40 protein-coding genes are annotated in these 22,883 nt (G+C 67.3%); 39 read left to right on the top strand and 1 reads right to left on the bottom strand.

From position 1 onward, the window contains the following. Window positions 1-149 precede the first annotated feature (149 nt). The 7 genes from ABZ404_RS04560 (at window position 150) to ABZ404_RS04590 (ending at window position 2,571) form a co-directional block, all read left to right on the top strand. Window positions 150-569, top strand: coding sequence for a hypothetical protein (locus ABZ404_RS04560; RefSeq protein ID WP_358831355.1), 420 nt, complete (start codon window positions 150-152; stop codon window positions 567-569). Next, window positions 569-1,084: a hypothetical protein gene (locus ABZ404_RS04565; protein WP_358831356.1), complete on the top strand. Its 516-nt coding sequence runs from the start codon at window positions 569-571 to the stop codon at window positions 1,082-1,084. The genes ABZ404_RS04560 and ABZ404_RS04565 overlap by 1 nt, the downstream gene beginning before the upstream one ends. A gap of 15 nt (window positions 1,085-1,099) precedes the next feature. Further along, window positions 1,100-1,402: a hypothetical protein gene (locus ABZ404_RS04570; RefSeq protein ID WP_358831357.1), complete on the top strand. Its 303-nt coding sequence runs from the start codon at window positions 1,100-1,102 to the stop codon at window positions 1,400-1,402. Between the two features lie 160 nt (window positions 1,403-1,562). Further along, entirely contained in the window at window positions 1,563-1,793 is a 231-nt protein-coding gene (locus ABZ404_RS04575) for a hypothetical protein (RefSeq protein WP_358831358.1), read from the top strand. A gap of 60 nt (window positions 1,794-1,853) precedes the next feature. Beyond that, complete coding sequence (locus ABZ404_RS04580) at window positions 1,854-2,039, top strand: hypothetical protein (protein WP_358831359.1); 186 nt, start codon at window positions 1,854-1,856, stop codon at window positions 2,037-2,039. A 5-nt stretch (window positions 2,040-2,044) separates the two neighbouring features. Continuing rightward, complete coding sequence (locus tag ABZ404_RS04585) at window positions 2,045-2,254, top strand: hypothetical protein (RefSeq protein ID WP_358831360.1); 210 nt, start codon at window positions 2,045-2,047, stop codon at window positions 2,252-2,254. Between the two features lie 8 nt (window positions 2,255-2,262). Then, a complete protein-coding gene (locus ABZ404_RS04590) occupies window positions 2,263-2,571 on the top strand; it encodes a hypothetical protein (protein WP_358831361.1) in 309 nt (102 codons plus the stop codon). Between the two features lie 60 nt (window positions 2,572-2,631). On the opposite strand, the gene ABZ404_RS04595 is transcribed toward ABZ404_RS04590, so the two are convergent. Further along, window positions 2,632-2,823 (bottom strand): hypothetical protein, encoded by a 192-nt coding sequence (locus ABZ404_RS04595; protein ID WP_358831362.1) that lies wholly within the window; start codon window positions 2,821-2,823, stop codon window positions 2,632-2,634. Between the two features lie 149 nt (window positions 2,824-2,972). On the opposite strand from ABZ404_RS04595, the gene ABZ404_RS04600 reads away from it, so the two are divergent. The 32 genes from ABZ404_RS04600 (at window position 2,973) to ABZ404_RS04755 (ending at window position 22,877) form a co-directional block, all read left to right on the top strand. Continuing rightward, the gene (locus ABZ404_RS04600; protein WP_358831363.1) at window positions 2,973-3,209 is read left to right on the top strand and encodes a hypothetical protein; all 237 of its coding nucleotides are present in this window, start codon (window positions 2,973-2,975) and stop codon (window positions 3,207-3,209) included. Next, window positions 3,206-3,904: a hypothetical protein gene (locus tag ABZ404_RS04605; RefSeq protein WP_358831364.1), complete on the top strand. Its 699-nt coding sequence runs from the start codon at window positions 3,206-3,208 to the stop codon at window positions 3,902-3,904. The genes ABZ404_RS04600 and ABZ404_RS04605 overlap by 4 nt, the downstream gene beginning before the upstream one ends. Continuing rightward, window positions 3,901-4,269 carry a hypothetical protein gene (locus ABZ404_RS04610; protein ID WP_358831365.1) on the top strand — a complete coding sequence of 123 codons (369 nt, stop codon included), beginning with the start codon at window positions 3,901-3,903 and terminating at the stop codon, window positions 4,267-4,269. Before ABZ404_RS04605 ends, ABZ404_RS04610 begins: the two co-directional genes overlap by 4 nt. Window positions 4,270-4,387: 118 nt before the next feature. Beyond that, window positions 4,388-4,669: a hypothetical protein gene (locus tag ABZ404_RS04615; RefSeq protein ID WP_358831366.1), complete on the top strand. Its 282-nt coding sequence runs from the start codon at window positions 4,388-4,390 to the stop codon at window positions 4,667-4,669. Window positions 4,670-4,947: 278 nt separating this feature from the next. Then, complete coding sequence (locus tag ABZ404_RS04620; protein ID WP_358831367.1) at window positions 4,948-6,270, top strand: collagen-like protein; 1,323 nt, start codon at window positions 4,948-4,950, stop codon at window positions 6,268-6,270. Window positions 6,271-6,292: 22 nt separating this feature from the next. Then, complete coding sequence (locus ABZ404_RS04625; RefSeq protein ID WP_358831368.1) at window positions 6,293-6,997, top strand: hypothetical protein; 705 nt, start codon at window positions 6,293-6,295, stop codon at window positions 6,995-6,997. Beyond that, window positions 6,994-7,605, top strand: a complete 612-nt coding sequence (locus ABZ404_RS04630) for a class I SAM-dependent methyltransferase (RefSeq protein WP_358831369.1) — start codon at window positions 6,994-6,996, stop codon at window positions 7,603-7,605. The genes ABZ404_RS04625 and ABZ404_RS04630 overlap by 4 nt, the downstream gene beginning before the upstream one ends. Beyond that, entirely contained in the window at window positions 7,605-8,474 is an 870-nt protein-coding gene (locus ABZ404_RS04635; protein ID WP_358831370.1) for an NAD-dependent epimerase/dehydratase family protein, read from the top strand. The genes ABZ404_RS04630 and ABZ404_RS04635 overlap by 1 nt, the downstream gene beginning before the upstream one ends. A gap of 10 nt (window positions 8,475-8,484) precedes the next feature. Further along, a complete protein-coding gene (locus tag ABZ404_RS04640) occupies window positions 8,485-8,721 on the top strand; it encodes a hypothetical protein (protein WP_358831371.1) in 237 nt (78 codons plus the stop codon). 24 nt (window positions 8,722-8,745) lie between these two features. Then, window positions 8,746-9,027: a hypothetical protein gene (locus ABZ404_RS04645; RefSeq protein WP_358831372.1), complete on the top strand. Its 282-nt coding sequence runs from the start codon at window positions 8,746-8,748 to the stop codon at window positions 9,025-9,027. Then, window positions 9,027-9,446 (top strand): hypothetical protein, encoded by a 420-nt coding sequence (locus tag ABZ404_RS04650; RefSeq protein ID WP_358831373.1) that lies wholly within the window; start codon window positions 9,027-9,029, stop codon window positions 9,444-9,446. The genes ABZ404_RS04645 and ABZ404_RS04650 overlap by 1 nt, the downstream gene beginning before the upstream one ends. Continuing rightward, window positions 9,443-9,760, top strand: a complete 318-nt coding sequence (locus tag ABZ404_RS04655) for a hypothetical protein (RefSeq protein ID WP_358831374.1) — start codon at window positions 9,443-9,445, stop codon at window positions 9,758-9,760. The genes ABZ404_RS04650 and ABZ404_RS04655 overlap by 4 nt, the downstream gene beginning before the upstream one ends. Next, window positions 9,753-9,989: a hypothetical protein gene (locus tag ABZ404_RS04660; protein ID WP_358831375.1), complete on the top strand. Its 237-nt coding sequence runs from the start codon at window positions 9,753-9,755 to the stop codon at window positions 9,987-9,989. Before ABZ404_RS04655 ends, ABZ404_RS04660 begins: the two co-directional genes overlap by 8 nt. Before the next feature lie 12 nt (window positions 9,990-10,001). After that, window positions 10,002-10,295, top strand: a complete 294-nt coding sequence (locus ABZ404_RS04665) for an HNH endonuclease (RefSeq protein WP_358831376.1) — start codon at window positions 10,002-10,004, stop codon at window positions 10,293-10,295. 4 nt (window positions 10,296-10,299) lie between these two features. Next, window positions 10,300-10,533: a hypothetical protein gene (locus ABZ404_RS04670; protein WP_358831377.1), complete on the top strand. Its 234-nt coding sequence runs from the start codon at window positions 10,300-10,302 to the stop codon at window positions 10,531-10,533. After that, on the top strand, window positions 10,518-10,718 hold the full coding sequence (locus tag ABZ404_RS04675; RefSeq protein WP_358831378.1) for a hypothetical protein: 201 nt from the start codon (window positions 10,518-10,520) through the stop codon (window positions 10,716-10,718). The genes ABZ404_RS04670 and ABZ404_RS04675 overlap by 16 nt, the downstream gene beginning before the upstream one ends. Window positions 10,719-11,454: 736 nt before the next feature. Beyond that, the gene (locus ABZ404_RS04680) at window positions 11,455-11,874 is read left to right on the top strand and encodes an HNH endonuclease signature motif containing protein (RefSeq protein WP_358831379.1); all 420 of its coding nucleotides are present in this window, start codon (window positions 11,455-11,457) and stop codon (window positions 11,872-11,874) included. 206 nt (window positions 11,875-12,080) lie between these two features. Then, a complete protein-coding gene (locus tag ABZ404_RS04685; RefSeq protein ID WP_358831380.1) occupies window positions 12,081-12,725 on the top strand; it encodes a bifunctional DNA primase/polymerase in 645 nt (214 codons plus the stop codon). A gap of 19 nt (window positions 12,726-12,744) precedes the next feature. Further along, window positions 12,745-13,221, top strand: a complete 477-nt coding sequence (locus ABZ404_RS04690) for a hypothetical protein (RefSeq protein ID WP_358831381.1) — start codon at window positions 12,745-12,747, stop codon at window positions 13,219-13,221. Window positions 13,222-13,262: 41 nt separating this feature from the next. Further along, the gene (locus ABZ404_RS04695) at window positions 13,263-14,855 is read left to right on the top strand and encodes a terminase TerL endonuclease subunit (protein ID WP_358831382.1); all 1,593 of its coding nucleotides are present in this window, start codon (window positions 13,263-13,265) and stop codon (window positions 14,853-14,855) included. Beyond that, window positions 14,852-16,297, top strand: coding sequence for a phage portal protein (locus ABZ404_RS04700; RefSeq protein WP_358831383.1), 1,446 nt, complete (start codon window positions 14,852-14,854; stop codon window positions 16,295-16,297). Before ABZ404_RS04695 ends, ABZ404_RS04700 begins: the two co-directional genes overlap by 4 nt. Beyond that, the gene (locus ABZ404_RS04705; RefSeq protein ID WP_358831384.1) at window positions 16,278-17,099 is read left to right on the top strand and encodes a hypothetical protein; all 822 of its coding nucleotides are present in this window, start codon (window positions 16,278-16,280) and stop codon (window positions 17,097-17,099) included. The genes ABZ404_RS04700 and ABZ404_RS04705 overlap by 20 nt, the downstream gene beginning before the upstream one ends. Before the next feature lie 63 nt (window positions 17,100-17,162). Next, window positions 17,163-17,819 carry a hypothetical protein gene (locus ABZ404_RS04710; RefSeq protein WP_358831385.1) on the top strand — a complete coding sequence of 219 codons (657 nt, stop codon included), beginning with the start codon at window positions 17,163-17,165 and terminating at the stop codon, window positions 17,817-17,819. A gap of 19 nt (window positions 17,820-17,838) precedes the next feature. Further along, window positions 17,839-18,795 carry a phage major capsid protein gene (locus ABZ404_RS04715; protein WP_358831386.1) on the top strand — a complete coding sequence of 319 codons (957 nt, stop codon included), beginning with the start codon at window positions 17,839-17,841 and terminating at the stop codon, window positions 18,793-18,795. A 119-nt stretch (window positions 18,796-18,914) separates the two neighbouring features. Continuing rightward, window positions 18,915-19,823: a glycosyltransferase family 4 protein gene (locus tag ABZ404_RS04720; RefSeq protein WP_358831387.1), complete on the top strand. Its 909-nt coding sequence runs from the start codon at window positions 18,915-18,917 to the stop codon at window positions 19,821-19,823. Between the two features lie 9 nt (window positions 19,824-19,832). After that, entirely contained in the window at window positions 19,833-20,258 is a 426-nt protein-coding gene (locus tag ABZ404_RS04725) for a hypothetical protein (RefSeq protein ID WP_358831388.1), read from the top strand. Further along, the gene (locus ABZ404_RS04730) at window positions 20,258-20,620 is read left to right on the top strand and encodes a hypothetical protein (protein ID WP_358831389.1); all 363 of its coding nucleotides are present in this window, start codon (window positions 20,258-20,260) and stop codon (window positions 20,618-20,620) included. Before ABZ404_RS04725 ends, ABZ404_RS04730 begins: the two co-directional genes overlap by 1 nt. A gap of 12 nt (window positions 20,621-20,632) precedes the next feature. Continuing rightward, entirely contained in the window at window positions 20,633-20,968 is a 336-nt protein-coding gene (locus ABZ404_RS04735; RefSeq protein ID WP_358831390.1) for an HK97 gp10 family phage protein, read from the top strand. Further along, window positions 20,968-21,369 carry a hypothetical protein gene (locus ABZ404_RS04740; protein ID WP_358831391.1) on the top strand — a complete coding sequence of 134 codons (402 nt, stop codon included), beginning with the start codon at window positions 20,968-20,970 and terminating at the stop codon, window positions 21,367-21,369. Before ABZ404_RS04735 ends, ABZ404_RS04740 begins: the two co-directional genes overlap by 1 nt. Window positions 21,370-21,426: 57 nt before the next feature. Continuing rightward, the gene (locus ABZ404_RS04745; protein WP_358831392.1) at window positions 21,427-22,029 is read left to right on the top strand and encodes a phage tail protein; all 603 of its coding nucleotides are present in this window, start codon (window positions 21,427-21,429) and stop codon (window positions 22,027-22,029) included. Between the two features lie 102 nt (window positions 22,030-22,131). Continuing rightward, entirely contained in the window at window positions 22,132-22,473 is a 342-nt protein-coding gene (locus ABZ404_RS04750) for a hypothetical protein (protein WP_358831393.1), read from the top strand. A 110-nt stretch (window positions 22,474-22,583) separates the two neighbouring features. Then, complete coding sequence (locus ABZ404_RS04755; RefSeq protein ID WP_358990122.1) at window positions 22,584-22,877, top strand: hypothetical protein; 294 nt, start codon at window positions 22,584-22,586, stop codon at window positions 22,875-22,877. Window positions 22,878-22,883: the final 6 nt, after the last annotated feature.

The raw sequence follows: 22,883 nt of genomic DNA on the forward strand, positions 1-22,883 counted from the left end.
CGCAGGTCAGAGCCGCTCAGTCCGCTGCTCGGTACCTGCTCAAGATCTGCTCGGAGCAGCCGACGAGCAGGAGCCTGAGCACCCCCGACCTGCACCTATGTGGGCCTCTGCTCGCCATCGAGCACCCCATATGTGAAGAAAATCCCGAATTGAAGGAGACCATGATGACCACCTACCAGCGCACCCGCCGCGACGCCAAGAAGGCCAGCCGCGAGCTCAAAAAGGGCGACACCTTCTACGTCATCCTCGACGTCGCCGACCGTGTTGCCCCCTACGAGGACCGCCAGCTCTACAGCGAGTACACCGTCACCGGCGACCACCCCCTCCTCGGCGGAGCCATGGTCGGAGGGCAGTCCGTCGAAGGCATCGTTCTCCGCGACGGCCCCATCCAGACCAGGCCGCCCAAGGGGCTGCGGAACGTCGCGTCGCCCGGCCCCCAGGTCGCCGGCCCGCTCGGCAGTGACTACGAGGGGATCCTCGACGAGGCCGAGCTCCGCGGTCTCGACAAGCGCGTCCGTCAGAGCAGTGACCCGCAGACGCGCCGCCGGCTCGGGTCCTGGCGCGTCTGATGATCACTGTTGCCGAGACCAGCGCAACCCTGTCGCCGGACGTCGCGCAAAGCGACCTCAGCCTCGACGCCCGGATGGCGCTGACCCTCGCCGAGATGGACGAACGCTGCAGCACAGCCGTACTCGCCGTCGACATCAACAGCGCCCACATCGCCACCGAAACACACGAGACCAGCACATGGCTGCCGCTCCTGCCCGCACCGGCCCCCAGCCCGTACAGCACACCGCTGGCCACGCTTCTCCACCGGGCCCGCATCCGCATACAGACCGACGGCTGGTGCCGCGACGCGCTCTACGACGACCAGGGTGCCGTCTGCCCCGTCCGGGCCATCCGTCTCGAAGCCGCCAGCCGATCTCAAGCCGACGACGCCTGCGTGCTTCTCCTCGAACGCATCCGACGAGACTTCCGCGACGCGGCAACCATCCCCTCCTGGAACGCGCAGCAGACCAGCCCCGCGCCCGTACTGCGCGCCTTCGATCAGGCAACCGAACTCGCCCACAACCGCAACCTTTAACCGAAAGGCCCGCCGATGGGAATCAGCATCAGTCACGGCGTCCCGTCCACGCGCTCCGGCCTCACCCTCAGCAACCTCGGCCAGCACCTCGCTCACACGCTCACAGGAAGCGAATGGCGCGAGCTCAGCGAGCTATTCGACGGGCGCCTCGACCTCCCGATGTGCATCCCGCCCGCCCAGGCAGCCCGCATCGGCGAACTCCTCCACAAGGCCGCCGGCCACCGCGCCATGGAGCCCGGCTGGGGGGAACTCGCGATCCTCATCGGCGACGCCGCCAAGCGTGCCGCGCACCTCGGCCAGAACTGGGAGTGGAGCTGAACCAGAACGCACACCCGCGGCCTGTGGGCCAAGACCACCAACCAGTAGCAGGAGGACCACCATGAACGCTCAGCAGGCCAGTACCGTTGCCTACCGTGTCGTTGAACGCGTTATCGCTACCGGTCTGCCCGGTCACCCGGGTCGCACCGTCCGCGACCACATGACGCGCAGCCTCAGTGACGCCCGGCCCCGAATCGTGGGCGCCCGTCGGGCCGCAGACTTCTTCCACTCCTACGAGTTCACCGCCCGTGACGGCACGCGGATGCACGTCGCCTGCGCCCGCCGCCTGCCCGGCCACAACACGCGGGCCCCAGCCGTCGACCTCACCACGATCTACGAGATCACGACTGAAGCACTCGCCGCCGCCTTCGGGCTCACCCCCACCGCCTGACTCCCTGCCCCGACTGCCAGTCAGTCGACGGCTTACCGAATGATCGCGAAGGAGACCACCATGGCCAGCTTCAAACCCGGCGACGAGATCGTCGTCACGAATCCGGTCCAGCCCACCGGCCACAAGGGCGGTGAGACCGGCGTCGTCACCAGCGTCGGCATCGTCGGCGACACCACGATCGTGCAGATCCAGACCGCCGACGGACAGTCCACCGGCGTCTACCCCAACGAGATTGCCAAGAGGTGACGGTCATGCCCGACATGTGGAACGGCAAGCCGTTGCCGAAGCGCGGCCGGGAGTACACCGAGATCCACTACCGGCTGTACGACCGCCGCACCGGCAAGCTGCTCAGCTTCAACTCGACGAACAGCATCGACAGCATCGTCACCGACGTACTCCGCACCCAGAGCGAAAACCCCACCGCCAAGATCTACGCCGTCGAATACGACGGCCCCGCATAGGAGACCCCATGACCACCGCAACGATCACCGCCACCGACATCATCAAGCGCTACGCCACCGACATCGCCTACGTCGCCGAACAGACCCCGGCCACCGACCTCGCCGCATTCGCCAGCCAGCTCGACACCGCCGCCCGGACCTTCGGCATGGCGGGCATCAACGGTCACGAGGACCTGGAGACCGCTGGCACGCTCCTGGGGGAGGCCATCAACGCGGACGACGACACCGAGCGCGGCGTCCTCCTCCGTAAGGCCGACGAACTCCTCACCCCCGTCTGGGACATGACCAGCGAATACCGAGACATGGTCGAAGACTGACCACGCCGGCAGCCATCGCCCGCGGCCCCGTGCCTTCACCGGCTGGGGCCGTCGGCATGTCTACGCCTCCGGTGCCCACGACGGCTCGGGCTGCGGACGGGGCGGTGCGCAGCGTGCCATCCACCGGCCGGTACCCGTCGACCTGGTCGGCGACAACACCGGCACCAGACCGAACGCCGCGCACAACCGCTCCAGCTCCGCGACGCACCGGGCCCGGTCCGACACCTGCACCGAGAAGACCAGATCATCCATGACCGCCAGTCTGACGGGAACCGAGGGGTAGCGTCCCAGGAACTCGACAGCAGCCCCGAATGCGTCAGCAGCCCCTCATGTCAACAGGCGTGTGCACAATTGGCCTAGCATCCCCCGCACCTCTGCACCACGCCTGTCGAGGAGCCGCCATGTACGACCCGCCGCCGCTGATCCGGATCGGCAAGCTACCACCCGACGTGCCCGAGGCCTATCGCCGCGGCGGATCGTGGTGCTGGAGCTGCCAGATCTTCAACTGCCACACCAAGGCCTACGGCTTCGACTCACAGCACACCGCCCTTCGCGGAGCCCTTCAGCACCTCGGTGACGCATTCGAGCGCCACGCCCGATGGCTGGACTGGGCCCGCAAGATGGAGGCGGCGGCATGACCAACGACTCCGACGACTACGCGTGGCCCGCATGCACCTCATGCCACAAGCCGCTGTGGATCATCGAGATAGAGCACAGCCGATACGCCTGCCGGCCTTGTGAGGACAAGACTCGCGAACGACTCGGCAGGGTTGCCGATCTGTTCCGCGAGCTCGATACGACCGCGGCCCTGATGCGCGGGGCTCGCAAGCCCGACGCGGCGACGTCCGGCAGCCGGGTACCGCCGATCCCGCCCCGCCTCGAAGTCCTCGCCCTCACCGGCCCCGGCGGCGCCGCAGCCCGACTGTCCGCGATCGAGGACTCGTGGCGGGCCGCATTGGGCTGGACCATCGCCCCGTGGCGCGGATCACCAGCGCAAGCCCTCCCCAGGCACCTCGAATTCCTGATCAACAACCTGCCCTGGGCCGTCACCGGCTACGACAGCATCGACCAGGACATCGACGACATCCGGCGCCTCCACAACGAGATGACCGCCGCAGCCAGCAGCGAACGACGGCCAGGGCGCGTGAAGGTCGGCGTCTGCCCCTCCCGTGCCGAGAGGGGGACCTGCGGTACCCAATTGACCGCAAGCAGCGACAACGAACGCATCTCGTGCCAGACATGCGGCGCCGCCTGGATAGGCAAGGACGACTGGGACGCGCTCCGCGAAGCGCAGCAGGGGCTCTTGAAGCGCGATGCTGGAGTCGCAGCGTGAACGTCTATGAGCCAGGCGGGTCGCTTGAGGAGGTGGCCCGCATCTACCGAACGGAAGCTCTGGACCTGAAGTACGGGTCGCCCGCCCGCAAGGCTGCCGAAGCGATGGCGGTCTGGTGTGACGAAGCCGTTGCGAACCGTACTCCCGATCATCACCACGCCACGCTCATCACCAAGTGCTACTACACCCTGGATTGGATCAGGAGGCACGGCTACCACGCGGCGGTAACGGGCGCAGGAATCGGTCCCGGAGGGGTCTCCATCATCATGCAGCGCAACGACGAGACCGTTGTCGCCAACATCCCTGCCCACCTCCACTGGGACGGACAGCGGATCACGGTCGACCCGCCAGGGCGTCGCGCTTGACGAAAACTCGTTGAGCTGTAAATCTGTTCAGTGATCGTGGCACACGAGTCGCAACACGCCCTTCAAGCCCCCGCCGTGAACCATCCGGCGGGGGCTTTGCACATCCCGGGGAGGTGTCGTGGTCGCCTTCCCCAACCCCGACGGCATCGACCTCCACTTCACCCAGGCCGAACACGGCAGCCAGCTCGGCGACCTCTGGGAAGCCGCCCGCGCCGCCGGAGTGAAACCCGGCACCATCCACGTCTGGGTCAGCCGAGGCAAAATCGAACCCGTACTCACCGGCGACGGCGGCGCCTACTTCCACCTCCCCACCGTTCGTGCCGCAGCCCGGGCCCGCGCCAAGTTCACGCCCGCAGACCCCGCCGCCAACAGCCGCGGCCCCCACGCCCACGCTGCCTAACCCCCGATACGCCTGCGCCGGTGCCGCAGGCCGGGCCTCGCAGCACCCCCAGTGATCGGCCCGCTTGTCCGCCTGGCCGTGGGGGGCCGGGCGGACCAAGACTCCCCGTCATCCGGTATGTCCACGGCCGGTGATGGGGAACTGTTGGGGTCGCCCCCGGCCCCGACGTCCTGCCGCTCTTCGCCCACGCAGTACGGCAGGACACCCGCCCCGGCCAACTTCACCCATGGGCCGGGGCGGGCCCACACTCACCCGACGACTGACGAGGAGATCCCACGATGCCGCTTCCCTCAGGCATCTCCACCGTCACCGTCCGTGGCCTCTACCAGCACCCCGACGGCACCAGCATGCGCGGCACCGTCACCCTCACCCCCCACCCAGGGAAGATCGTCTCCGCCGGGACCGGGCTTGTCGTCCAAGGCACAGCCACCGCCACCCTCATCGACGGCGCCTTCGTCCTGACGGTCGTCGCCACCGACTCCGAGGGAATCAACCCCACCGGCTGGACCTACGACGTCAAGACCAGCTTCTACGACGCCACGGGCGACAGCTTCTCCCTCTCGCTCCCCAAGAATGCCCCCAACGTCAGCCTCCCCGCAGTCACCCCCGCCTCCGAAGCAGACGAAGGCAGCTACCTGATAGTCACCGGCCCCAAGGGAGACACAGGAGCAACAGGCCCCGCCGGCCCAACCGGAGCTACAGGCGCCACTGGACCACAAGGGCTTGCGGGAGCGACTGGAGCGACTGGCCCCCAAGGTTCACCCGGGGTCACAGGTGCGACCGGACCGAAGGGTGACAAGGGCGACGCGGGCGACCCTGCATCAAACCTCGTTACCAGCGTCAACACCCAGACCGGTGCTGTCGTCCTCCACGCCACAGACGTCGGAGCCGACGCATCCGGCGCCGCCGCCAGCGCCCAGGCCGCCGCCATCACTACCGCCGCCAGCGACGCAACCAGCAAGGTCGCACTCCACACCGCCGCCAGCGACCCCCATGGTGACCGCGCCTACGCCGACGGCAAGCTGGCCAAGGCGTCGAACCTCTCCGACCTTGCGAACGTCGGCACGGCGCGCACGAACCTGGGGCTCGGTACTGCAGCCACCAAAGACGTCGGCACCAGCGGTACGCAGGTCGCCGCCGGAGACGCCGTCAGTACCCACACCGCAGCGACTGACCCTCACGGCGACCGGGCGTACAGCAACGGGCAGTTCGCCACCATCACCGTCGTCACCACACTCAGCGGCACCGTCAACACGCTCAACGGTTTCATCGACGACCTGTTCACCCGCGTCGCCGCCATTGAAGGCGGCACAGCCGTCCTCGCTGGACTCCACGTCAACGGCGACGTCCTCGTCGACAATCACGCACTGACCGTCACCGGCTACACGACGCTCGCCGGAGGCCAGTTCAACGGTGACGTCGCAGTCTTCGGCGACCTCAAGCACCTCGGCGACCCGGCCGTACAGAAGCTCGCCTTCTGGAACGCGACTCCCATCGTCCGCCCGACCGTGTCCGGCTCACGCGGGGGCAACGCAGCCCTCGCTTCCCTCGTCGCCGCGCTCGCCAATGTCGGCCTCATCACTGACGGCACCAGCGCCTAGTCCTGACGGAAGGGCCCGCGCCATGCCCGACGATCTCCTCGTCATCATCCCCACTCGCGGCAGACCCCAGGCCATCCCGGAAATCATGGACGCCTGGGACGCGACCGCCGCCACCGCCGACTTGCTGTTCGCCGTCGACACCGACGACCCGCAGCTCGCCGGGTACGAGGCGCAAGCCGAAGCCCTGAAGAGCGACGGGCGGGTGCAGTTCGTGTTCGGGGAGCGCGAGCGGCTGGTCGGCACCCTCAACCGACAGGCCGTGACCGCCGCCTCGGCGTATCGCTTCCTCGGGTTCATGGGCGACGACCACCGGCCCCGCACCGCCCGCTGGGACGCCCGCATCCGCGAGTGCCTTTGCGGGGGCCCCGGCATCGTCTACGGCAACGACCTGTTGCAGGGCGAGCTGATGCCGACCGCCGTGGCCATGACGTCCGACATCGTCACGACGCTCGGATACATGGCGCCTCCGCAGTTCGTGCACCTGTGTGTCGACCTGGTCTGGAAGGACTGGGGAGTCGGCATGGGCCGCATCACCTATCTCGACGACATGGTCATCGAGCACCTACACCCTGCCGCGTCAAAGGCGGAGATGGATCAGGGCTACGAGGAGTGCAACAGCCCTGAGCAGGTGAGCAGCGACTCGGCCGCCTACATCGACTACCGCGACAACGGCGGCCTCGAAGCCGACCTAGCCAAGCTGCGCAAGCTCGTCGAGGAGGCATCGTGACTGCCGCCGACGTCATCGACGCCTGGGACCAGGCCGACCCGCTGGCCATCCACCCGCTCCGCCGCGTCTCCGAACATGCCTACTGGGACTCCGGCCGGGCGCAGGCCGACATGCTCGCCACCGTCATCCCCGCAGGTGCCAAGGTCATGGACTTCGGCTGCGGGGACGGGCGCGTCGCCATCCCCATGGCCAAGCTCGGCTACGAAGTCACAGGCGTCGACAGCTCGCAGAACATGCTCGACCGGCTCGCGCGACTCGCCTTCCAAAGAGCCAGCATCGCAGCGACAGTGAACGCAGACGCGGACGGCATCGCGAGCTACCTCGGCCGCCGCAAGATGGACGCCGTGTACGCACTCGCCGTCCTCATCCACCACAGCTATGCGGACTGCCTGTACATCATCGGCAAGCTCCGGGCCGCCACCAAGATCGGCGGGATCCTCGTCCTCGACTGGCCCGTCAGCGAGGCGCCCGCCGAAGCCGACTCGTGGATCGGCGTCACCACCTGGTCGAAGGAGCAACAGGCCGAAGCCTGCGCCCGCATCGGGCTGGAGCCCGTCGACAGCGGGCTGCCGTGGGGCGTGTTCAAGGCTGTGAAGGCAGGGGCCTGATGCACGTCCTCCTCACGGGGCACCGCGGCTTCATCGGGCGACACCTGTACGCGGCAATGGAAGCGCGCGACTGGGACGTCCACGGAATCGACCTAGAGCCCCGCCACTCCGACGCCCTCGACCTCTTCCGATACAGCACCGACGACTACGACCTCGCAATCCACTGCGCCGCCATCGTCGGAGGCCGCGCCAGCATCGACGGCAGCCCCCTCGGCGTCGCCACCAACCTCGCGCTCGACGCCTGGTACATGCGCTGGCTCACCCGCAACGAAATCCCGCGAGCCGTGTACTTCAGCTCGTCGGCCGCCTATCCGGTCGCGCTCCAACAGCCCGGCCCTATCCATCGGCTCGTCGAGACCGACATCGACTACCAGCAGCCCGGACGCCCCGACGCCACCTACGGCCTCGCCAAGCTGACCGGTGAACAGCTCTGCCAATACGCCGAAGCCGAAGGCACACGGATGACGATCTTGCGGCCCATGTCCGGGTACGGCGGAGATCAAGACCTTGCGTACCCCTTCCCGGCATTCATCCGCCGAGCCCGCGAGCGTCAGGACCCCTTCGAGATCTGGGGGGACGGCAGCAGCACACGCGACTGGATCCACGTGGACGATCTCGTCGGCGCGACCCTCGCAGCCGTCGACCAAGACGTCCGTGGTCCGTTGAACTTGGGCTGGGGTCGGGCGACCAGCTTCGACGAGCTTGCCTCACTTGTCACCACAGCCGCCGGCTACCAGCCCGAGATCAAGCACCTGCCCAGCGCACCGCAAGGCGTCCACCACCGCGTCTGCGACCCCAAGCGCATGTTCGACGTGTACGTACCGAAGATCAGCCTCGAAGAAGGCATCCAACGCGCACTCGCCGCCTGAGAGGAGCATCGTGCCCGACGACTCCACTCCCGAGCCGACCAGCCTCTGGGACGCGCTTCAGCAAGACTTTCTTGACGAAGCCAAGCGCCACTTTGACCAGGCCATGGACGACCTCGACGCCCACTGGATCACTGGCAACGGCACCGGCGCACCGATCGGATTCCTTCCCGCGGCCGTCGAGCCCACCCGGCCCATCACCACCAGCGACGTACCCGCCGCACTACGCGGACCCCGCTGGAAGCCGTAACCCCACCCCACAGGAGCCCGCGCCATGGCTGCCACCACGACCGAACTGCCCATTTGGGCCTGGAATCTGATCATTGCTGTGCAAGGCCACGAAGAGCAGCACGCCAGCAGCGACCGCTGCCTGAAAGGCGTCCTCGCCGCCGTACCCGCCACAGTGCAGAGCCAGGCCGAGGCGATCGCCGCCTACGTTCGGCAAGCACGCGGCAACGAGATCGCCGACAAAGCCACCAAGACCTGGGACGACCTCATGGCCGGGTTCTTCGGCAGCAGTGGCAAGCCCGAAGGCGCGGCGGCGGTGACCGGCTGATGGCTCGCCTGCAGATCCTCGAACTCCCCGACGGCGCCGACGACGACAGGCCGCCGTTTGTCCTCGTCATCGACGAGTACATACCCCAGCGCTACGTCCTCGGGCCCGACAACGAGTCACCGCGCGACGAGTTCGCAGGCCTCGCCGAGAAGATCGGCGCCCGCGCAGTCCTCGCCTTCGAAGAGACCATCGACATCCCCGCCAACGAAGTACCAGTCGACCCCGACGGCTACCCGCTCAAGATCCGCGTAGAGCCCGACTTCGAGGCATTCCGAGCGCAGGTCCAGGAAGAGATCCTGTACGCGCAGGGCAAGATCACGCGGGCGCTCAACGAGACCCGCGCTCGGCAGACAGAAGACCCGGGCGCTCTTCGCATCGAGGGACGCGATCTTCCCGGCACTATCGAGACCCAGCCATGAGCGGCGGCAGCTACAACTATCTGTTCACCGCCCAAGACCTTGAAGACCTTCAAGCGCGCCGCCACGACCTAGAAGAGATGGCCAACCGTCTCGCCGGGCTCGGCTACGCCCAAGACGCAGCCCGCGAGACCGAGGAACTCCTCGCCCTCTTCCGCCAGTGGGAGACGCGTGCAGCCCTCCGCATGCGCCGACTCGCTGACGTCTGGCACGCCGTCGAATGGTGGGACTCCAACGACAGCAGCGAAGACGCCGTCCACGAAGCCCTCGCCAAGTACCGCGACGAACACGACGACGCAGGAGATCCCCGTGGCTGAACAAAAGATCGGGCAGCTCCTCGACTCACTCGGCGTCACCGTCGACCTCGACGAAGGCGACATGGTCATCGACGCACACGTCCTCCTCAAGATCGTCAAGGACGACGGGACCGTCAGCCTCATGAAGGCCATCAGCGAATCCCTCGACTGGGTCAGCCTCCTCGGAATGCTCACCGCCGCCCTCCACATCGAGAACGGTCGCTACGTCGACAGCCGCGACGACGACTGAACGGAGACCACCATGAGCGGCGGCTGGAAGAACTCGGACCGCAAGAGCCGGCTCCCCTCCAACTGGGCGACCATCCGCCGCAAGGTGCTCGACCGCGACGTGATCTGCCAGATCTGCCGGATCAGGCCCGCCACCCACTGCGATCACATCGAAGCCAAGACCGACGCCCACGCCGAAGACCGGCTGCAAGGCGTATGCGCCACCTGCCACGGACTGAAAAGCAGCGCGGAAGGCAACGCAGCCCAACGCGCCAACCCACGACCCGGCCGCCAACGCCCACCCGAACCCCACCCGGGACTGAGGTGAACCGATGCTCACCATCTCTATCGCCGTCCCACACGGTGATGACGTCGAACAGGCGGCCTACCAGCGACTCCTCCACGAGGCCCACCTCCGCCGACTCCACCTAGCCCGGCCACTAGCGCCCACGATCACGCACAACGACCACGGCATTCACACCCTCGCCGGACTCCTTGGCCTGCCCACCGGCGACTACACCTACTACAAGATCCAGTGCGAGACGGTGCCATGCCCGCCTACCTGATCCGCCACCGGCAAGGCGAGCACGGCGACATCCTCGCCGAAGACGTCGACACCCTCACCCTCAACGACCACTGGGCCATCCTCCACGACCACGGCGGCATCGCCTTCGCCATCCCCATCGACCACGTCGCCAGCATCGAACGGGTAGACGAACCCCAAGGCCAACCCGCGCCATCGAAGGAGTGATCCGACATGGCGAACAAAGCGAAGAGCAACAGGCGCATCGTCCGCGAAGGTCGCAGGTACTGGAGCGACCGCCCCACATCCAGGGGCAAGGCTGCTGGCATCGGCTACGCCCCACGCTCTGGAGCCTTCACCCGCTGCGTAAGCCGCGTTCAGCGCTTCATGGGGCCGCGGGCGAAAGGGTACTGCGCCCTCCGCTTCCACGAGTCCACCGGAATCTGGCCCGGAAGCAAGGCGAATCGCGGGACCAAGGGAAGTCGTCGCTAGGCCAACAACGGCCTGTGCATGGCAAGTTGAGTTGAGACAATGGAGCAGAGAACCCCGGCGACTGCGCTAACAGTCCCGGGGCCATGGCCAGCCCTGACGTGACAGGACCGACATGACCAAAGCTACACGCCCCTGTCCCTACTGCGGAGCGCCTCTCGTCAACGCCCGACGGGTGCAATGCGGGGCGCCGGAATGCAAACGCCAGCACCGCAACGAACGGCAGCGAGAGTTCCAGGCCAAACACCGTGCGGCAACGGGGCGCAGCTACAGCCGGCAGTACGACCGCCCCCGAGTGAAGGCGTACCCGATCACTTGCGCCCAATGTGGACGGGAAACCACGGTCACCAAAACCACTTCTCGATACTGCTCACACCAATGCTTCTACGACGCCAAGTACGGCAGTGACCGCCCGCGCGAAGACAACCAAGGTGTAGCTGCGCGCAAGCGGATGAGTCCGCGGCGACGTAACGCCATGCGAGTACTTAGGCTGGCGGCTAAGGGTACGACAGGCGTCGTCCCGTGGGTCGCGGGATTCTGCATCCGATGCGGCGACCCCTTCGTCCGTCGACAGGACAGAGGAGTCCGGCACTGCTCGCGGCGCTGCCAGATCAGGGACAAGGCAGGCAGACGGCGAGCCCTGGAGGCGGGCGCCCTGGTGGATACCGTCTCCCGCTACCGGATCCATGTGCGGGACGGCTGGACATGCCACATATGCGGTGACCCAGTAGACCGTAACGCTGTCGCTCCTGACCTCGAAGCACCAGTTCTCGATCACGTGATTGCTTTGGCCAAAGGTGGATCACACAGTGAGGACAACCTCAAGACCGCCCACTTCTACTGCAACAGCGTCAAGCGTGATCTTGATGAGGGCTGGTCGGCTATCGCCGGCTGAGGCGACCTGGGGGGTTAGGCCCCACGGCGATCTTGGAGGATCGGGGCCGTATACCAGTCGTGGCCGCGTACAGGTCTGGGGCTTTCTGACCTGCGCTAATGCTGGGTGCGCCTTGGAGGGGATGGCGGGTGCTCGTACACGAGATTCATTGTTCTCGCAGCTCAGAGTACTTCTATCCGTAACGCGCCCTGGCTAGAATGGGGTTCATGGCCTACGTCGCGTTGTCCCGGACCGCCCAGTGCGAGCACTGTGGCGGTCGGCTGCCTGCGAAGGCGCGGTCGATCGCACGGTTCTGCAGCTCAGCCTGTCGTCAGGCCGCATATCGCAGGCGGCGCCGTGCCGAGCAGGAGCGGGTTGTCGGCGAGCAGATGGCCCGGGTCCCGATGGAGCTGACGGGACGTGCCCGCTGGGTGCGTTACTCGTCGAAGAAGGTTCCGCTGCGTATCGACGGCCGGTTCGCCTCGGTCAGTGACCCGTCAACCTGGTCGGACTTCGCGGCCGTTGCCCGATCTTCGGTTGGCGAAGGCTTCGGTTTTGCCCTCACATCTTCGGACCGGATCGTGGTCGTCGACCTGGACCACGCGGTCGAGGGCGGCCGGCTGCTGCCGTGGGCGCAGCGGATCGTGGGTAGCCTCCCGCCGACGTACATGGAGCGCGGCCGGTCGGGCACGGGCGTGCATCTGTGGTTCCGCGGCGAGGTGCCTGCGGGGCGCCGGATCCGCCGTGCCGGTCTGGCGGTGGAGGTGTACTCCGACCGCCGCTACATGATCGTGGGGGACCGGGTGCCGGGCACCCCGCTGGGACTTGCCGAGCTGCCGGATGCAGCGGATGTGATCGACTCGTTGACGTGACGGCAGGGGGGTGGTGGCCATGGCCGGCCGCGGACCCCAGCCGAAGGATCCGTCCCGCAGGGCGCGGGCCAACAAGGACCCCGTCCCGCAGACCGTCCTGCGATTCGAGCACGCTGAGCCTCCCGAACTGCCCACCCTGCAGGTCCTCAAGGACGGGGAGCTGATCGAGCATTCGTGGCCGGCTCGGACGCTGGACTGGTGGGAGATGTGGAAGGCTTCTCCGCAGGCGGAGCACTTCTCCTCAACGGACTGGGACTTCCTGCTGGACACGGCCGTCGTACACGCCCGGCTGTGGTCGGGGGAGATGTCCGCCGCCGCGGAACTCCGGCTGAGGGTAGCCAAGTTCGGTGCAACGCCCGAGGACCGGGCCAGACTTCGGATGCAGTTCGCGCAGGCGGATGAGGCCGACAGTAAGAGGCCTGAGGGCGGCCGGTCGGCGCGTGAGCGCCGCGGCACCCTGCACGCGCTGCCTCCTCCGGATGCCGCTGGGGGGTAGCCGTGCCGTGGATACCTCCAGAGCCGGGCGCTGTACCGACGTTGGGCTATGACGTCATTGACTGGATCTCGGAGATGTTGGCGGCCCCGGACCGCGGGGAGTACGAGCCGTTCGTGCTCTACCCGGAGCAGGAGGACTTCGTCCTCCGTTACTACGAGATCAACCCGTTCACCGGGAAGCGCCGGTTCCGGCGGGGCGTCATCAGCCGGCCGCGTGGATGGGGCAAGTCGCCGTTCCTGGCAGCACTGGCGATTGTCGAGGCGCTGGGCCCGGTGGTGCCGGATGGCTGGGATGCCCAGGGCCAGCCGGTGGGCAAGCCCTGGTCGGAGGTGCGTACCCCGCTCGTTCAGATCGCTGCGGTGAGCGAGACGCAGACGAAGAACACGTGGGCTCCTCTACTGGAGATGCTGCAGGGGCCGGTCATTGATGCCTATCCGGGCCTGGAGCCCCTGGATACATTCGTCAATCTCCCGCGAGGCAGGATCGAACCGATCACTTCGTCGGCTCGCACGGTCAAGGGCAACAAGCCGGTGTTTGCTGTGCTGGACCAGACCGAGGAGTGGGTCAAGTCCAATCGTGGCAACCGGCTCGCCGAGACGATGCGGATCAACGCGGCGAAGGTCGGGGGTACGACGGTCGAGTCGCCGAACGCTTTCATTCCTGGCGAGGGCAGTGTTGCTGAGGAGTCGGCGGCGTTCTGGGCGAAGATCCGTGAGGGTCGGGCAAGGGATGACGGACTCTTCTATGACCACCGTGAGGCGCCGCCCGAGACGGACATGACCGATCGGCAGTCGTTGCTGGCGGGCCTGGCCTACACCTACGGGGATTCTGCGGATCGTAATGGCGGCCACGTCGATCTGGACACGCTGGTCGCGACGATCTGGGATCCGAGCACGGACCCGCAGACGGCTCGCGCGGACTTCCTGAACCAGATCACCCACGCTTCCGACTCGTGGATTTCGCAGCCGGAGTGGGCGGGACTCGGAGCAGCGGACAAGGTCGTAGGCAGGGGCGAGGAGATCGTTCTCGGCTTCGACGGGTCGCGCCGCCGGAATAGGGGTGTCACGGACGCCACGGCCCTGGTGGGCTGCCGTGTCTCGGACGGCCATCTGTTCCTGCTTGGCTGCTGGGAGCAGCCGGACGGCCCCTTCGGGGCTGACTGGCAGGTGCCCACGGTGGAGGTGCTGGCCACGGTGGAAGAGGCGTTCCGCGAGTACAAGGTCGTCGGTATGTACGCCGACCCGGCTCGGTGGGAGTCCCATGTGGCGAAGTGGGAGGCGGACCACAGCCGGCGCCTGAAGGTCAAAGCCTCGGTCCAGCACCCGATCGAATGGTGGATGACGGGCGGCCGGTCTCACCAGATCGTCAGGGCGCTGGAGAAGTTCCGATCCAGCGTGGTGGACGGCGAGCTGACGCACGACGGGTCCAGCGTGCTGACCCGGCACATCCTCAATGCCCGGCGCCGGGAGTCGCGAAGCGGCATTCAGATCATGAAGGAGCATCCCGACAGCGCCAAGAAGATCGACGCGGCAGTAGCGGCCGTCCTCGCCTGGCAGTGCCGCGTCGACGCGATGGCCAAGGGTCTCGGCAAGAAGAAGACCGGCAAGTCGGGACGGGTGGTGGTGCTGCGGTGACGATCACCAGTCCGGACATTCCGCTGACGTTCCTGTCGGATGACGAGCTCGCCTTGATCAGTACGCTGCGGGCGGATCTGTTGCGGGATCGCTGGTCGCTGCTGTTGCGGGATGCCTACTTCAACGGGGAGCAGCTGGTCCGTGACCTCGGGATCAGTATCCCGCCGCAGCTGAAGGCCCTTCACACGGTCATCGGCTGGCCGCGGGTGGGGGTCGAGTCCCTGGAGGAGCGCCTTGATTTGGAGGCGTTCCGGTGGGCGGATGGCGCGGACTCGTCCGATCTGGCGGAGATCGTTGAGGCGAACGATCTGCTTGATGAGGCGAGTCTGGCGCACCTGGATGCGTTGACGTATGGCCGTGAGTACATTGCGGTCGGTTCGGGGGATTGCGGGTCGTCTGACTGTCCTCCGTTGATCAGTATCGAGTCGCCGCTGGACATGACGCTGTTGTGGGATGCCCGTACTCGTATGGGGGTTGCGGCGCTGCGTGAGTGTCAGACCGATGGTCTCGTCGAGTCGGGGCTGGATGATCGGATGCTGGTGCTGTATCTGCCGGATCAGACGGTGACGGCGTTGCCCACACAGTCGGGTGGCTGGGAGGTCGTCGACCGGGACATCCACAATCTTGGTGTGGTGCCGGTGCTGCGGATGGCGAACCGGCAGCGCACGGCGGACCGGGTGGGGCGTAGTGAGATCACCCCGGAGGTCATGTCGATCACGGATGCGGCGTGTCGTCGGATGATGGGTATGGAGGTCGCGGCCGAGTTCTTCGGTGCCCCGCAGCGCTACATCCTCGGCGCCTCGGAGAGCGCGTTCCAGGACGCGGAGGGCAACGCCAAGTCGGCGTGGGAGACGTACATCGGCCGGATTCTGGCGCTGGAGCGGGACGAGGACGGCAACGTGCCGACGGTCAGCCAGTTCCCGGCGCATGATCCGTCTGGCATGACGAAGATCATCGACCTGTATGCGCGGATCATGTCGGCGCAGTTCGGTCTGCCGCCGCACATGCTGGGCTACACCACCGACAATCCGGCATCGGCGGACGCGATCCGCTCCACTGAGGCCAAGCTGGTGAAGCGCAGCGAGCGGCGGATCCGCCGGTTCGGTGCGGCGTGGCAGCAGGCCATGCGGCTCGCCCTATGGGTGCGTGACGGTGAGCCGCCGGAGAAGACACGCCGTATCGAGACGGTGTGGCGGAACCCCGCGACGCCGACGGTGGCCGCGCAGGCGGATGCCACGGTCAAGCTCGTCCAGGCCGGGATCCTCCCGGCGGACAGTGACGTGACGCTGGAGATGGCCGGTTTGACGGAGGGGCAGCGTCAGCGTGTGGCTGCGGACCGGCTGCGGAGCCGCGGCTCTTCGGTCCTTGACCGGCTGGCGCAGATGAGCGGCCCGGATACGGCTCAGGCGGCGGAGGTGTCCGGTGGCGCCGCCGGTTTCTGACGGCAGCGGCAGCGCGGCGCGGTTCCGTCGCACGCAGGGTGGTCTCGCGGCCAGTCTGCGGCGGGATATGCGGCGTCTGCGTCGGCTGATTGTTCCGTCCAGGTTGCAGGCGTCGGTGCCGGACTGGATTGAGGCGGTGCGGGCTCTGCTGGGCGAGTACGGGGCTGCCTCGGTTTCGCTGGCGGCGGACTTCTACGATGCCCAGCGTGCTGAGGCGGGGGTGCCGGGCCGGTTTGCGGTGCCTGTGCCTGATCCGCCGCCGGATGAGCAGGTTGATAACAGTCTGCGTTGGGCCACGAAGGATTTGTGGCCGCGTGATCCCGAGGCGTCGACGACTACGGCAGCGCAGCTTGAGCCGCTGGATGTCCGTCTGGACCAGGCGGAGAAGAAGGCTGAGGGCGCCGTTGAGCGGCTGATGCTCAACCAGGGCCGCCAGACGGTCCGGGAGGCTGTGCAGCGGGACCGCTATGCCGTTGCCTATGCGCGGGCTGCGGCGCTCGGGGCCTGCAGTTTTTGCAAGCTCATGGCGTCTCGCGGCGCGGTCTACAAGGATCTTGATGCGGTGGGGCGTGCGGCGGATGAAAAGTTCACCGGCGCTGACAGTGTGATCAAGTTCCACAACTCGTGCCGCTGTCAGCCCATCCCTGTGTTCCTGGGCCAGCGGTTCGAGCTGTCGCCGCAGGCCACCGAATGGGACCGCCTGTACCGGGAGTACGCGGCCGGGTATCCCGGTGACCAGCTGCGCCTGTTCCGGCGGGCCCTCGCCGAGCACGACGAGCATCCGCTCCCCGGAGCTTTCTGACCCACATGGCTGCCCTGGTGGCGGCCTTTCTCATTTCCACAGCCCCTGGAGGGCCGATCCGTCATGCCCGAAGAGATCGAGAACGAGCAGCAGCCGGAGTCCGGTACCGAGGAGACCGTCGAGGAGACGGCCGCCGAGGAGCAGGACGGTACCGAGGTCACGGACGACGCCCAGGAGGCGGACGCCGGGGCCGAGGAGAGGCCGTTCGACCGGAAGAAGTTCGAGGCGGAGCTGCGCAAGAAGAACAGCGAAGCCGCGAATCTCCGCAAGCGCCTGAAGGAACTTGAGCCCCTGGCCAAGAAGGCCAAGGAGTTCGAGGACGCGCAGAAGTCGGAGACCGAACGCCTCCACGACCAGCTCGCCGCCGCGAATGAGCAGATTGCCGCGACGCGCAAGAGCCTTGTCGAGGCGCGTGTGCAGGCCTTGGCCGGCGCGGCGGTCGGGGAACGGGCTGCGTTCACGGATCCCGAGGATGCCGTCGGGCAGCTCGATCTCTCTTCGTACATCGACGAGGCAGGCCGCATCGACGAGACCGCCATCGAGGCGGATCTCCAGGCGCTGTTGGAGCGCAAGCCGCACTGGGCGAAGTCCCAGCCCCCGGAGGGCCCGCGGCGACCTGCACCGGATCGCACTCAGGCGTCCGGCGCCAATAAGTCCAGGCCCCCCACTCCGGGCGACGAGTTCGCCGGGTGGCTGAAACCGCAGCTCAAGATCAAGTAGCTGCTGAAAGAAGGACACCATGGCGGTCACCGCCCCCCTGCAGATCACTGATGTCAACGACGCGCTCCTGCCGCGGACTCTGGCAGGGCCCATCTTCGAGAAGTCTGTTGAGTCCTCGGCGGTGATGGCGCTGGCGCGTCGGGCCCCGCTTGCGATCGACGCGACGACGAGCGTCCCGATTCCGATGGACGTTCCGACTGCGGACTGGGTCGGGCAGGCGGCGAAGAAGCCGCTTTCGACGTCGTCCGTTGGCGTCAAGCAGATGACGGCCAAGAAGCTGGCCGTTCTGATCCCGGTCGCCGAAGAGGTCGTGATGACCAACTCCGGCGGCCTGTGGACGCAGCTGCAGACTGACCTGCCGACGGCGTTCGCGCGGGCCTTCGACCACGCAGCGATCCACGGCAAGACCATGAAGGGCGCCACCGGCCCCTTCACCGACTACCTGGCGATGACCAGCAATTCGGTTGCCCTCGGCACGGCCGAGCAGGGAGTCGGTGGCATCTGGCGTGATCTGGTGACCGGCATGGCGGAAGTCATCGACGAGGACTGGGACTACACGGGCACGGTCGCCGACTACCGGCTGAAGCCGGAGCTCCTGCTGGCGACGGACACGACCGGCCGGCCGATCCTCGTGGACACGCAGACTCCAGGGACGGACATGGCGGCGGCGGGCACGCTGATCGGGCAGCCGCTTGCCTACTCCCGGAGCGTGTCGGGCAAGCAGCGCCGGCAGTCCGCTTCGACGGACACGGGCCTGCGCGCGATCGGTGGTGACTGGTCCCAGGCAGCGTTCGGCGTGGGCATGGACATCACGGTGCGGATCTCCAAGGAGGCCACGTACATCGACGAGGAGGGTGGCGTTCACTCGGCGTTCCAGGAGAACCTGGTGCTTCTCCTCGCGGAGGCTTACTACGGCTACGTTCAGGGCGACCCGGACGCGTTCGTGAAGTACACCGGCACCCCGTCGGGGTCCTGATGGTGCGGGCTGTCCCGGCTTCCGCGCCGGGCGGGGCAGCCAAGCCCCTGCGCATCGTTGCCCGGGTCCATGCGTTCCCGCCTGAGCATAATGCGGGTGCCGAGCACATGCTGGTGTCGATGCTGCGTCCCCTGGTGGAGCGCGGTCACGACGTGTCGGTGTGGCTGTCCCGCTACGGGACGGCCTCGAAGGAGTACGAGTACCGCGGCATCAAGGTCATCCCCCTGGCGTCGCGGCTGGACTTCCCGACAGCGGTGCGCGGGGCCAGTGTGCTGCTGGCGCATCTGGAGACGGTGCCGTCGACGGCGTCGCTGGCCCGCGGGTACGGCAAGCCGCTTGCGGTGGTGTGCCACAACACGCATCTGCCGACGTTCCGGGATATGGCGGCTGGTGGTACCGCGCTGGCGGTGTACAACTCGCTGTGGATGCGGGCTGAGGCGGAGCTCTTCTTCGCCGAGTACCCGAAGAGTGTCCGCCCGGCCGCCGAGCTGATCGTGCGCCCGCCGGTGTTCACGGAGGAATACCGCACGAAGCCTGGTGGCGCCGTCACGCTGGTCAACTGCAACCCGGAGAAGGGCGGCCACGTCCTGCGGAAGCTCGCGGAACGCATGCCCGATCAGCAGTTCCTCGCGGTGAAGGGTGCCTACGGTCAGCAAGTCCTTCCGGATCTCGCGAACGTGGAGGTCGTCGAGCATGTCGACGGGCGGGAGATGCGGGAGCGGGTCTATGCCCGTACCCGGGTGTTGCTGATGCCGTCGTCCTACGAGTCGTGGGGCCGGGTCGGCTGCGAAGCCCTGGCCAGCGGCATTCCCGTCGTTGCGCACCCGACTCCGGGCCTGTGCGAGTCGCTGGGCGAGGCCGGGATCTTCGTGGACCGTGAGGACATCGACGGCTACGAGGCAGTCCTGCGCAAGCTGACGGCTCCCGCCGAGTACCGGCTGGCGTCGAAGCGGGCGAAGGCCCGGTCGGCCGAGCTGGATCCTGCGGCTGATCTGGCGGCTTGGTGTGAGGCGATCGAGTCCCTGTAGGAGGCGGTCATGACGTTCGTTGCCCCTACTGCTGAGGACCTGGGTCTTTACCTGGGGCTGGGGGAGATCGACGGTTCACGCGCTGATCTGCTGCTGGGGCAGGCGGTAGCCCTGTGCCAGTCGGTGGTCAAGCCGTTGCCGGCCGAGGCAACTGCGGTCGTCCTGTCGGTGGCGGGCCGGGCTTACGTGAATCCTCAGCAGGTGTCCTACGAGACGATCGGCCCGATGTCGGTGCAGCGCCCCCAGGGCTCTGGCGGCCTGTATCTGACGAAGGCCGACAAGGCGGCCCTGAAGTCGCTGGCGGGCCGGGGAGGCGCGTTCACCGTCGACCCGACGCCCGTGACCGCGGATCCGTCGCCGACCTGGCCGCTGGATGTGGACGAAATGGCGGGCGCTGGCGGCTTGGACTATGAGCCGGGCTGGGGGTGGGTGTAGTGCCGGCCCCCTATCCGTTCGGGGAGACGGTGCGGATCGTGCGCACCGGCCTGTCGCCCGGCAGAGATGAGCGTGGGCATCCGCTCCCCGGCCCGGACATCTCCTTTGACCTCACAGGCTGTGTGGTGACGCCTCGGCAGGAGAATCCCGGCGTGGGTAGCCCGGAGCAGCAGGGCCGCGACACGGTGATCAAGGGGTGGACGGTGTACGCGCCGGCTGGTTCCGATGTCCGCACGACGGACCGGGTGGTGATTCGCGGCCAAGCCTGCGAGGTCACTGGCGAGCCCGGCAACTGGGGGCGTTCTCCGTTCAGTGGCACTCGTGGCGTCGTCCAGTTCGCTGCTGATCGCGTCACCGGCTGACGAGGAGGCGGTGTGGCTGCCAAGTTCAAAATGAGTAAGCGCGGGGTTGGTGAGCTGCTGAACTCGCCGATGATTGAGGCGGAGGTGTTGCGCCGCGCCGAGATCATCAAGAGTGTGGCGGAGTCGATCTCCCCGGTCGGCGGTCCCGCGGATCCGCACCCGGGCCTGTACAAAGCGTCCTGGTATGCGGAGGTCCGCAGGAAGCCGGTCGGCCGGTCCCGCAAGCGTCGCCCGGTCGGCGTGGTCGGCAATAGTGCCTATTACGCCCGCTGGGTGGAGTACGGCAACGGCGGCCGTGTCCGTGCTCATCATGTGCTCTTGCGGGCTGCTCAGGCGGGTGGCCGCTGATGGCGGCAGTCGGCAGCGTCGATGTGGAGGTCCTGCTCATCGGCTGGCTCCAGAGCCAGCTAGGCAGCGGTGTCGTCGTGCGCGACGAACTCGACAACAACCTGATGAACGAGCTGCCGACTGTGTCGGTGGAACGCCTGCCTGGCGGGGACGACGACGGCTACCGGCTCGACCGGGCCCTGGTTGACGTCGACGTGTATGCCGCTACCCGCGGTGACGCGGTCCAGTTGGCTGCGGTTATCCGAGGCCTGCTGCTGACGCAGCTCGCCGGCTCGAAGACGAGCTCGGCCGTGGTCGGTGCCATCCGGACAGAGTCGGCTCCCGGGATCCGCCCGTATGAGAACACGGGGCTCCGTCGTGTCGGGGCCACCTATTCGATCTACAGTCACCCGGTTTCCTGACCGGTTCTTCCGCGCCGCGTCCCTTTCCCTGACCCCGCCGCCGTGCGGGGTTTCTGCATGTCTGGAGACCCTTTCATGGTCAACATCACCCGCGCGGCGGACCTCACGATCATCGGAGCAAACGGTGGGGGCTGGGTGGCGGATACCGGCACCACTGCCCCGGCGTCGCCGCTCACGCAGCCTGCCGTTCCCTGGGAGCCGCTGGGCGCCATCAGTGACGATGGGCTCGTCTACGGGTTCGACGAGGACAGCCAGGAGTTCACTCCGTGGGGTCTGACCTCGCCGTTCCGCACGCAGATCACCAAGTCCATCCGCACGTTCAAGATCACCCTGTGGGAGACGGCTCGCGTGGCCGTCCAGTCGGTGATGTACCGGATCCCGGCTGCGGATCTCGCCCCGGTCTCGGGTCTAACGACGTTCGCGGAGACCGCATCGCCGGTGCCGGACCGCCGAAGCTGGTGGTTTGCGGTGATCGACGGTGACAGCGCCCGCGGGTTCTACATCCCCCAGGGCGAGGTGTCGGACCGCTCGGACGTGACGTTCAAGCAGGACGCCATGTCCGGCTACGAGATCACCATCACCGCCTACCCGGACGAGGCCGGCAACACCGTCTACCACGCGGATTCAGTCCCGGCGACGCCGACGTACACCGGGTCCTGACCCCCTGACTGGTGGGCGGGCTGACCGCTGGCGCGGGAGTCAGTCCGTCCACCACCCCCACCTGATCCCTTCCCGCGCCGCGACTACTAGGAGGCCGCGCCCATGCCTGACACTGACCAGATCGAGATCAGCCCCGCCGAAGCCCAGGAAATCGAAGCCGAGCAGCACGGACATTACGTGCCCGTCCCGTTCGGCGACGACAAATGGGATGTGATCCCGCCCGGGGCGTGGAGGCAGTCGTGGCTGCGTCAGCTGAAGGCCGGCGACATGGACACCTTCATGGCGAACATCCTCAGCCCCCAGTCCTACGACCTCTACCTCGACGCTGACCCTACGAACGACGATCTCGGCGCATTCCTGAACCGTGCCGGCGAGACGGGCGGGGAGCCGCTGGGAAAGTCCGTTGGACCGCGTCGGTCGTCGACCGGTACGCGGAAGCGGTAGAGGCCGACCTCCTGGCTCTGGGTATCGATCTGCTCGATCTGCACCGGGGCCGGATGTCTTGGCGGCGCCTGCGGGTGCTGATAGAGCGTCTGCCGCCGGAGTCCCACACGATGACTGCGCTGCGCAACGAACTGTCCGACGACGAGCTGGCCGAGCAGGCCGAGCAGGGTGAGCCGGAGAAGGGCCGCTGGTCTCAGCAGGAGCAGCTGCTCGCGGCCCTAGTCGACGAGGTGCGGCGCCTGGTGTACGTCACGGTCTGCGCCAACACCGAGAAGAAGCGCGACCGGCCTGAGCCGCCGGAACCCCTTCGGCGTCCTGGCGCGAAGGCGCGCCGCCCGAAGGCGGCCCTGTCCGACGCCGGCGCGGAGACTCTGTTCCGGCTGATCAATGGTGGTGCCGCGTAGGCGGAT

Source organism: Streptomyces sp. NPDC005878 (assembly GCF_040629815.1).
In the GTDB taxonomy this organism is placed as follows: Bacteria; Actinomycetota; Actinomycetes; order Streptomycetales; family Streptomycetaceae; genus Streptomyces.

Excerpts from the sequence above, each read along its gene's own strand:
- ABZ404_RS04575 (WP_358831358.1), top strand. The coding sequence starts at position 1,563 with ATGACGCGCAGCCTCAGTGACGCCCGGCCCCGAATCGTGGGCGCCCGT.
- ABZ404_RS04740 (WP_358831391.1), top strand. The coding sequence starts at position 20,968 with ATGGCGGCAGTCGGCAGCGTCGATGTGGAGGTCCTGCTCATCGGCTGG.
- ABZ404_RS04605 (WP_358831364.1), top strand. The coding sequence starts at position 3,206 with ATGACCAACGACTCCGACGACTACGCGTGGCCCGCATGCACCTCATGC.
- ABZ404_RS04665 (WP_358831376.1), top strand. The coding sequence starts at position 10,002 with ATGAGCGGCGGCTGGAAGAACTCGGACCGCAAGAGCCGGCTCCCCTCC.
- ABZ404_RS04720 (WP_358831387.1), top strand. The coding sequence starts at position 18,915 with ATGCTGCGTCCCCTGGTGGAGCGCGGTCACGACGTGTCGGTGTGGCTG.
- ABZ404_RS04750 (WP_358831393.1), top strand. The coding sequence starts at position 22,132 with ATGCCTGACACTGACCAGATCGAGATCAGCCCCGCCGAAGCCCAGGAA.
- ABZ404_RS04715 (WP_358831386.1), top strand. The coding sequence starts at position 17,839 with ATGGCGGTCACCGCCCCCCTGCAGATCACTGATGTCAACGACGCGCTC.
- ABZ404_RS04570 (WP_358831357.1), top strand. The coding sequence starts at position 1,100 with ATGGGAATCAGCATCAGTCACGGCGTCCCGTCCACGCGCTCCGGCCTC.
- ABZ404_RS04590 (WP_358831361.1), top strand. The coding sequence starts at position 2,263 with ATGACCACCGCAACGATCACCGCCACCGACATCATCAAGCGCTACGCC.
- ABZ404_RS04565 (WP_358831356.1), top strand. The coding sequence starts at position 569 with ATGATCACTGTTGCCGAGACCAGCGCAACCCTGTCGCCGGACGTCGCG.
- ABZ404_RS04725 (WP_358831388.1), top strand. The coding sequence starts at position 19,833 with ATGACGTTCGTTGCCCCTACTGCTGAGGACCTGGGTCTTTACCTGGGG.
- ABZ404_RS04645 (WP_358831372.1), top strand. The coding sequence starts at position 8,746 with ATGGCTGCCACCACGACCGAACTGCCCATTTGGGCCTGGAATCTGATC.
- ABZ404_RS04650 (WP_358831373.1), top strand. The coding sequence starts at position 9,027 with ATGGCTCGCCTGCAGATCCTCGAACTCCCCGACGGCGCCGACGACGAC.
- ABZ404_RS04675 (WP_358831378.1), top strand. The coding sequence starts at position 10,518 with ATGCCCGCCTACCTGATCCGCCACCGGCAAGGCGAGCACGGCGACATC.
- ABZ404_RS04595 (WP_358831362.1), bottom strand. The coding sequence starts at position 2,823 with ATGGATGATCTGGTCTTCTCGGTGCAGGTGTCGGACCGGGCCCGGTGC.
- ABZ404_RS04745 (WP_358831392.1), top strand. The coding sequence starts at position 21,427 with ATGTCTGGAGACCCTTTCATGGTCAACATCACCCGCGCGGCGGACCTC.
- ABZ404_RS04690 (WP_358831381.1), top strand. The coding sequence starts at position 12,745 with ATGGCCGGCCGCGGACCCCAGCCGAAGGATCCGTCCCGCAGGGCGCGG.
- ABZ404_RS04710 (WP_358831385.1), top strand. The coding sequence starts at position 17,163 with ATGCCCGAAGAGATCGAGAACGAGCAGCAGCCGGAGTCCGGTACCGAG.
- ABZ404_RS04670 (WP_358831377.1), top strand. The coding sequence starts at position 10,300 with ATGCTCACCATCTCTATCGCCGTCCCACACGGTGATGACGTCGAACAG.
- ABZ404_RS04685 (WP_358831380.1), top strand. The coding sequence starts at position 12,081 with ATGGCCTACGTCGCGTTGTCCCGGACCGCCCAGTGCGAGCACTGTGGC.
- ABZ404_RS04585 (WP_358831360.1), top strand. The coding sequence starts at position 2,045 with ATGCCCGACATGTGGAACGGCAAGCCGTTGCCGAAGCGCGGCCGGGAG.
- ABZ404_RS04600 (WP_358831363.1), top strand. The coding sequence starts at position 2,973 with ATGTACGACCCGCCGCCGCTGATCCGGATCGGCAAGCTACCACCCGAC.
- ABZ404_RS04620 (WP_358831367.1), top strand. The coding sequence starts at position 4,948 with ATGCCGCTTCCCTCAGGCATCTCCACCGTCACCGTCCGTGGCCTCTAC.
- ABZ404_RS04755 (WP_358990122.1), top strand. The coding sequence starts at position 22,584 with ATGACTGCGCTGCGCAACGAACTGTCCGACGACGAGCTGGCCGAGCAG.
- ABZ404_RS04680 (WP_358831379.1), top strand. The coding sequence starts at position 11,455 with ATGCGAGTACTTAGGCTGGCGGCTAAGGGTACGACAGGCGTCGTCCCG.
- ABZ404_RS04580 (WP_358831359.1), top strand. The coding sequence starts at position 1,854 with ATGGCCAGCTTCAAACCCGGCGACGAGATCGTCGTCACGAATCCGGTC.
- ABZ404_RS04635 (WP_358831370.1), top strand. The coding sequence starts at position 7,605 with ATGCACGTCCTCCTCACGGGGCACCGCGGCTTCATCGGGCGACACCTG.
- ABZ404_RS04625 (WP_358831368.1), top strand. The coding sequence starts at position 6,293 with ATGCCCGACGATCTCCTCGTCATCATCCCCACTCGCGGCAGACCCCAG.
- ABZ404_RS04655 (WP_358831374.1), top strand. The coding sequence starts at position 9,443 with ATGAGCGGCGGCAGCTACAACTATCTGTTCACCGCCCAAGACCTTGAA.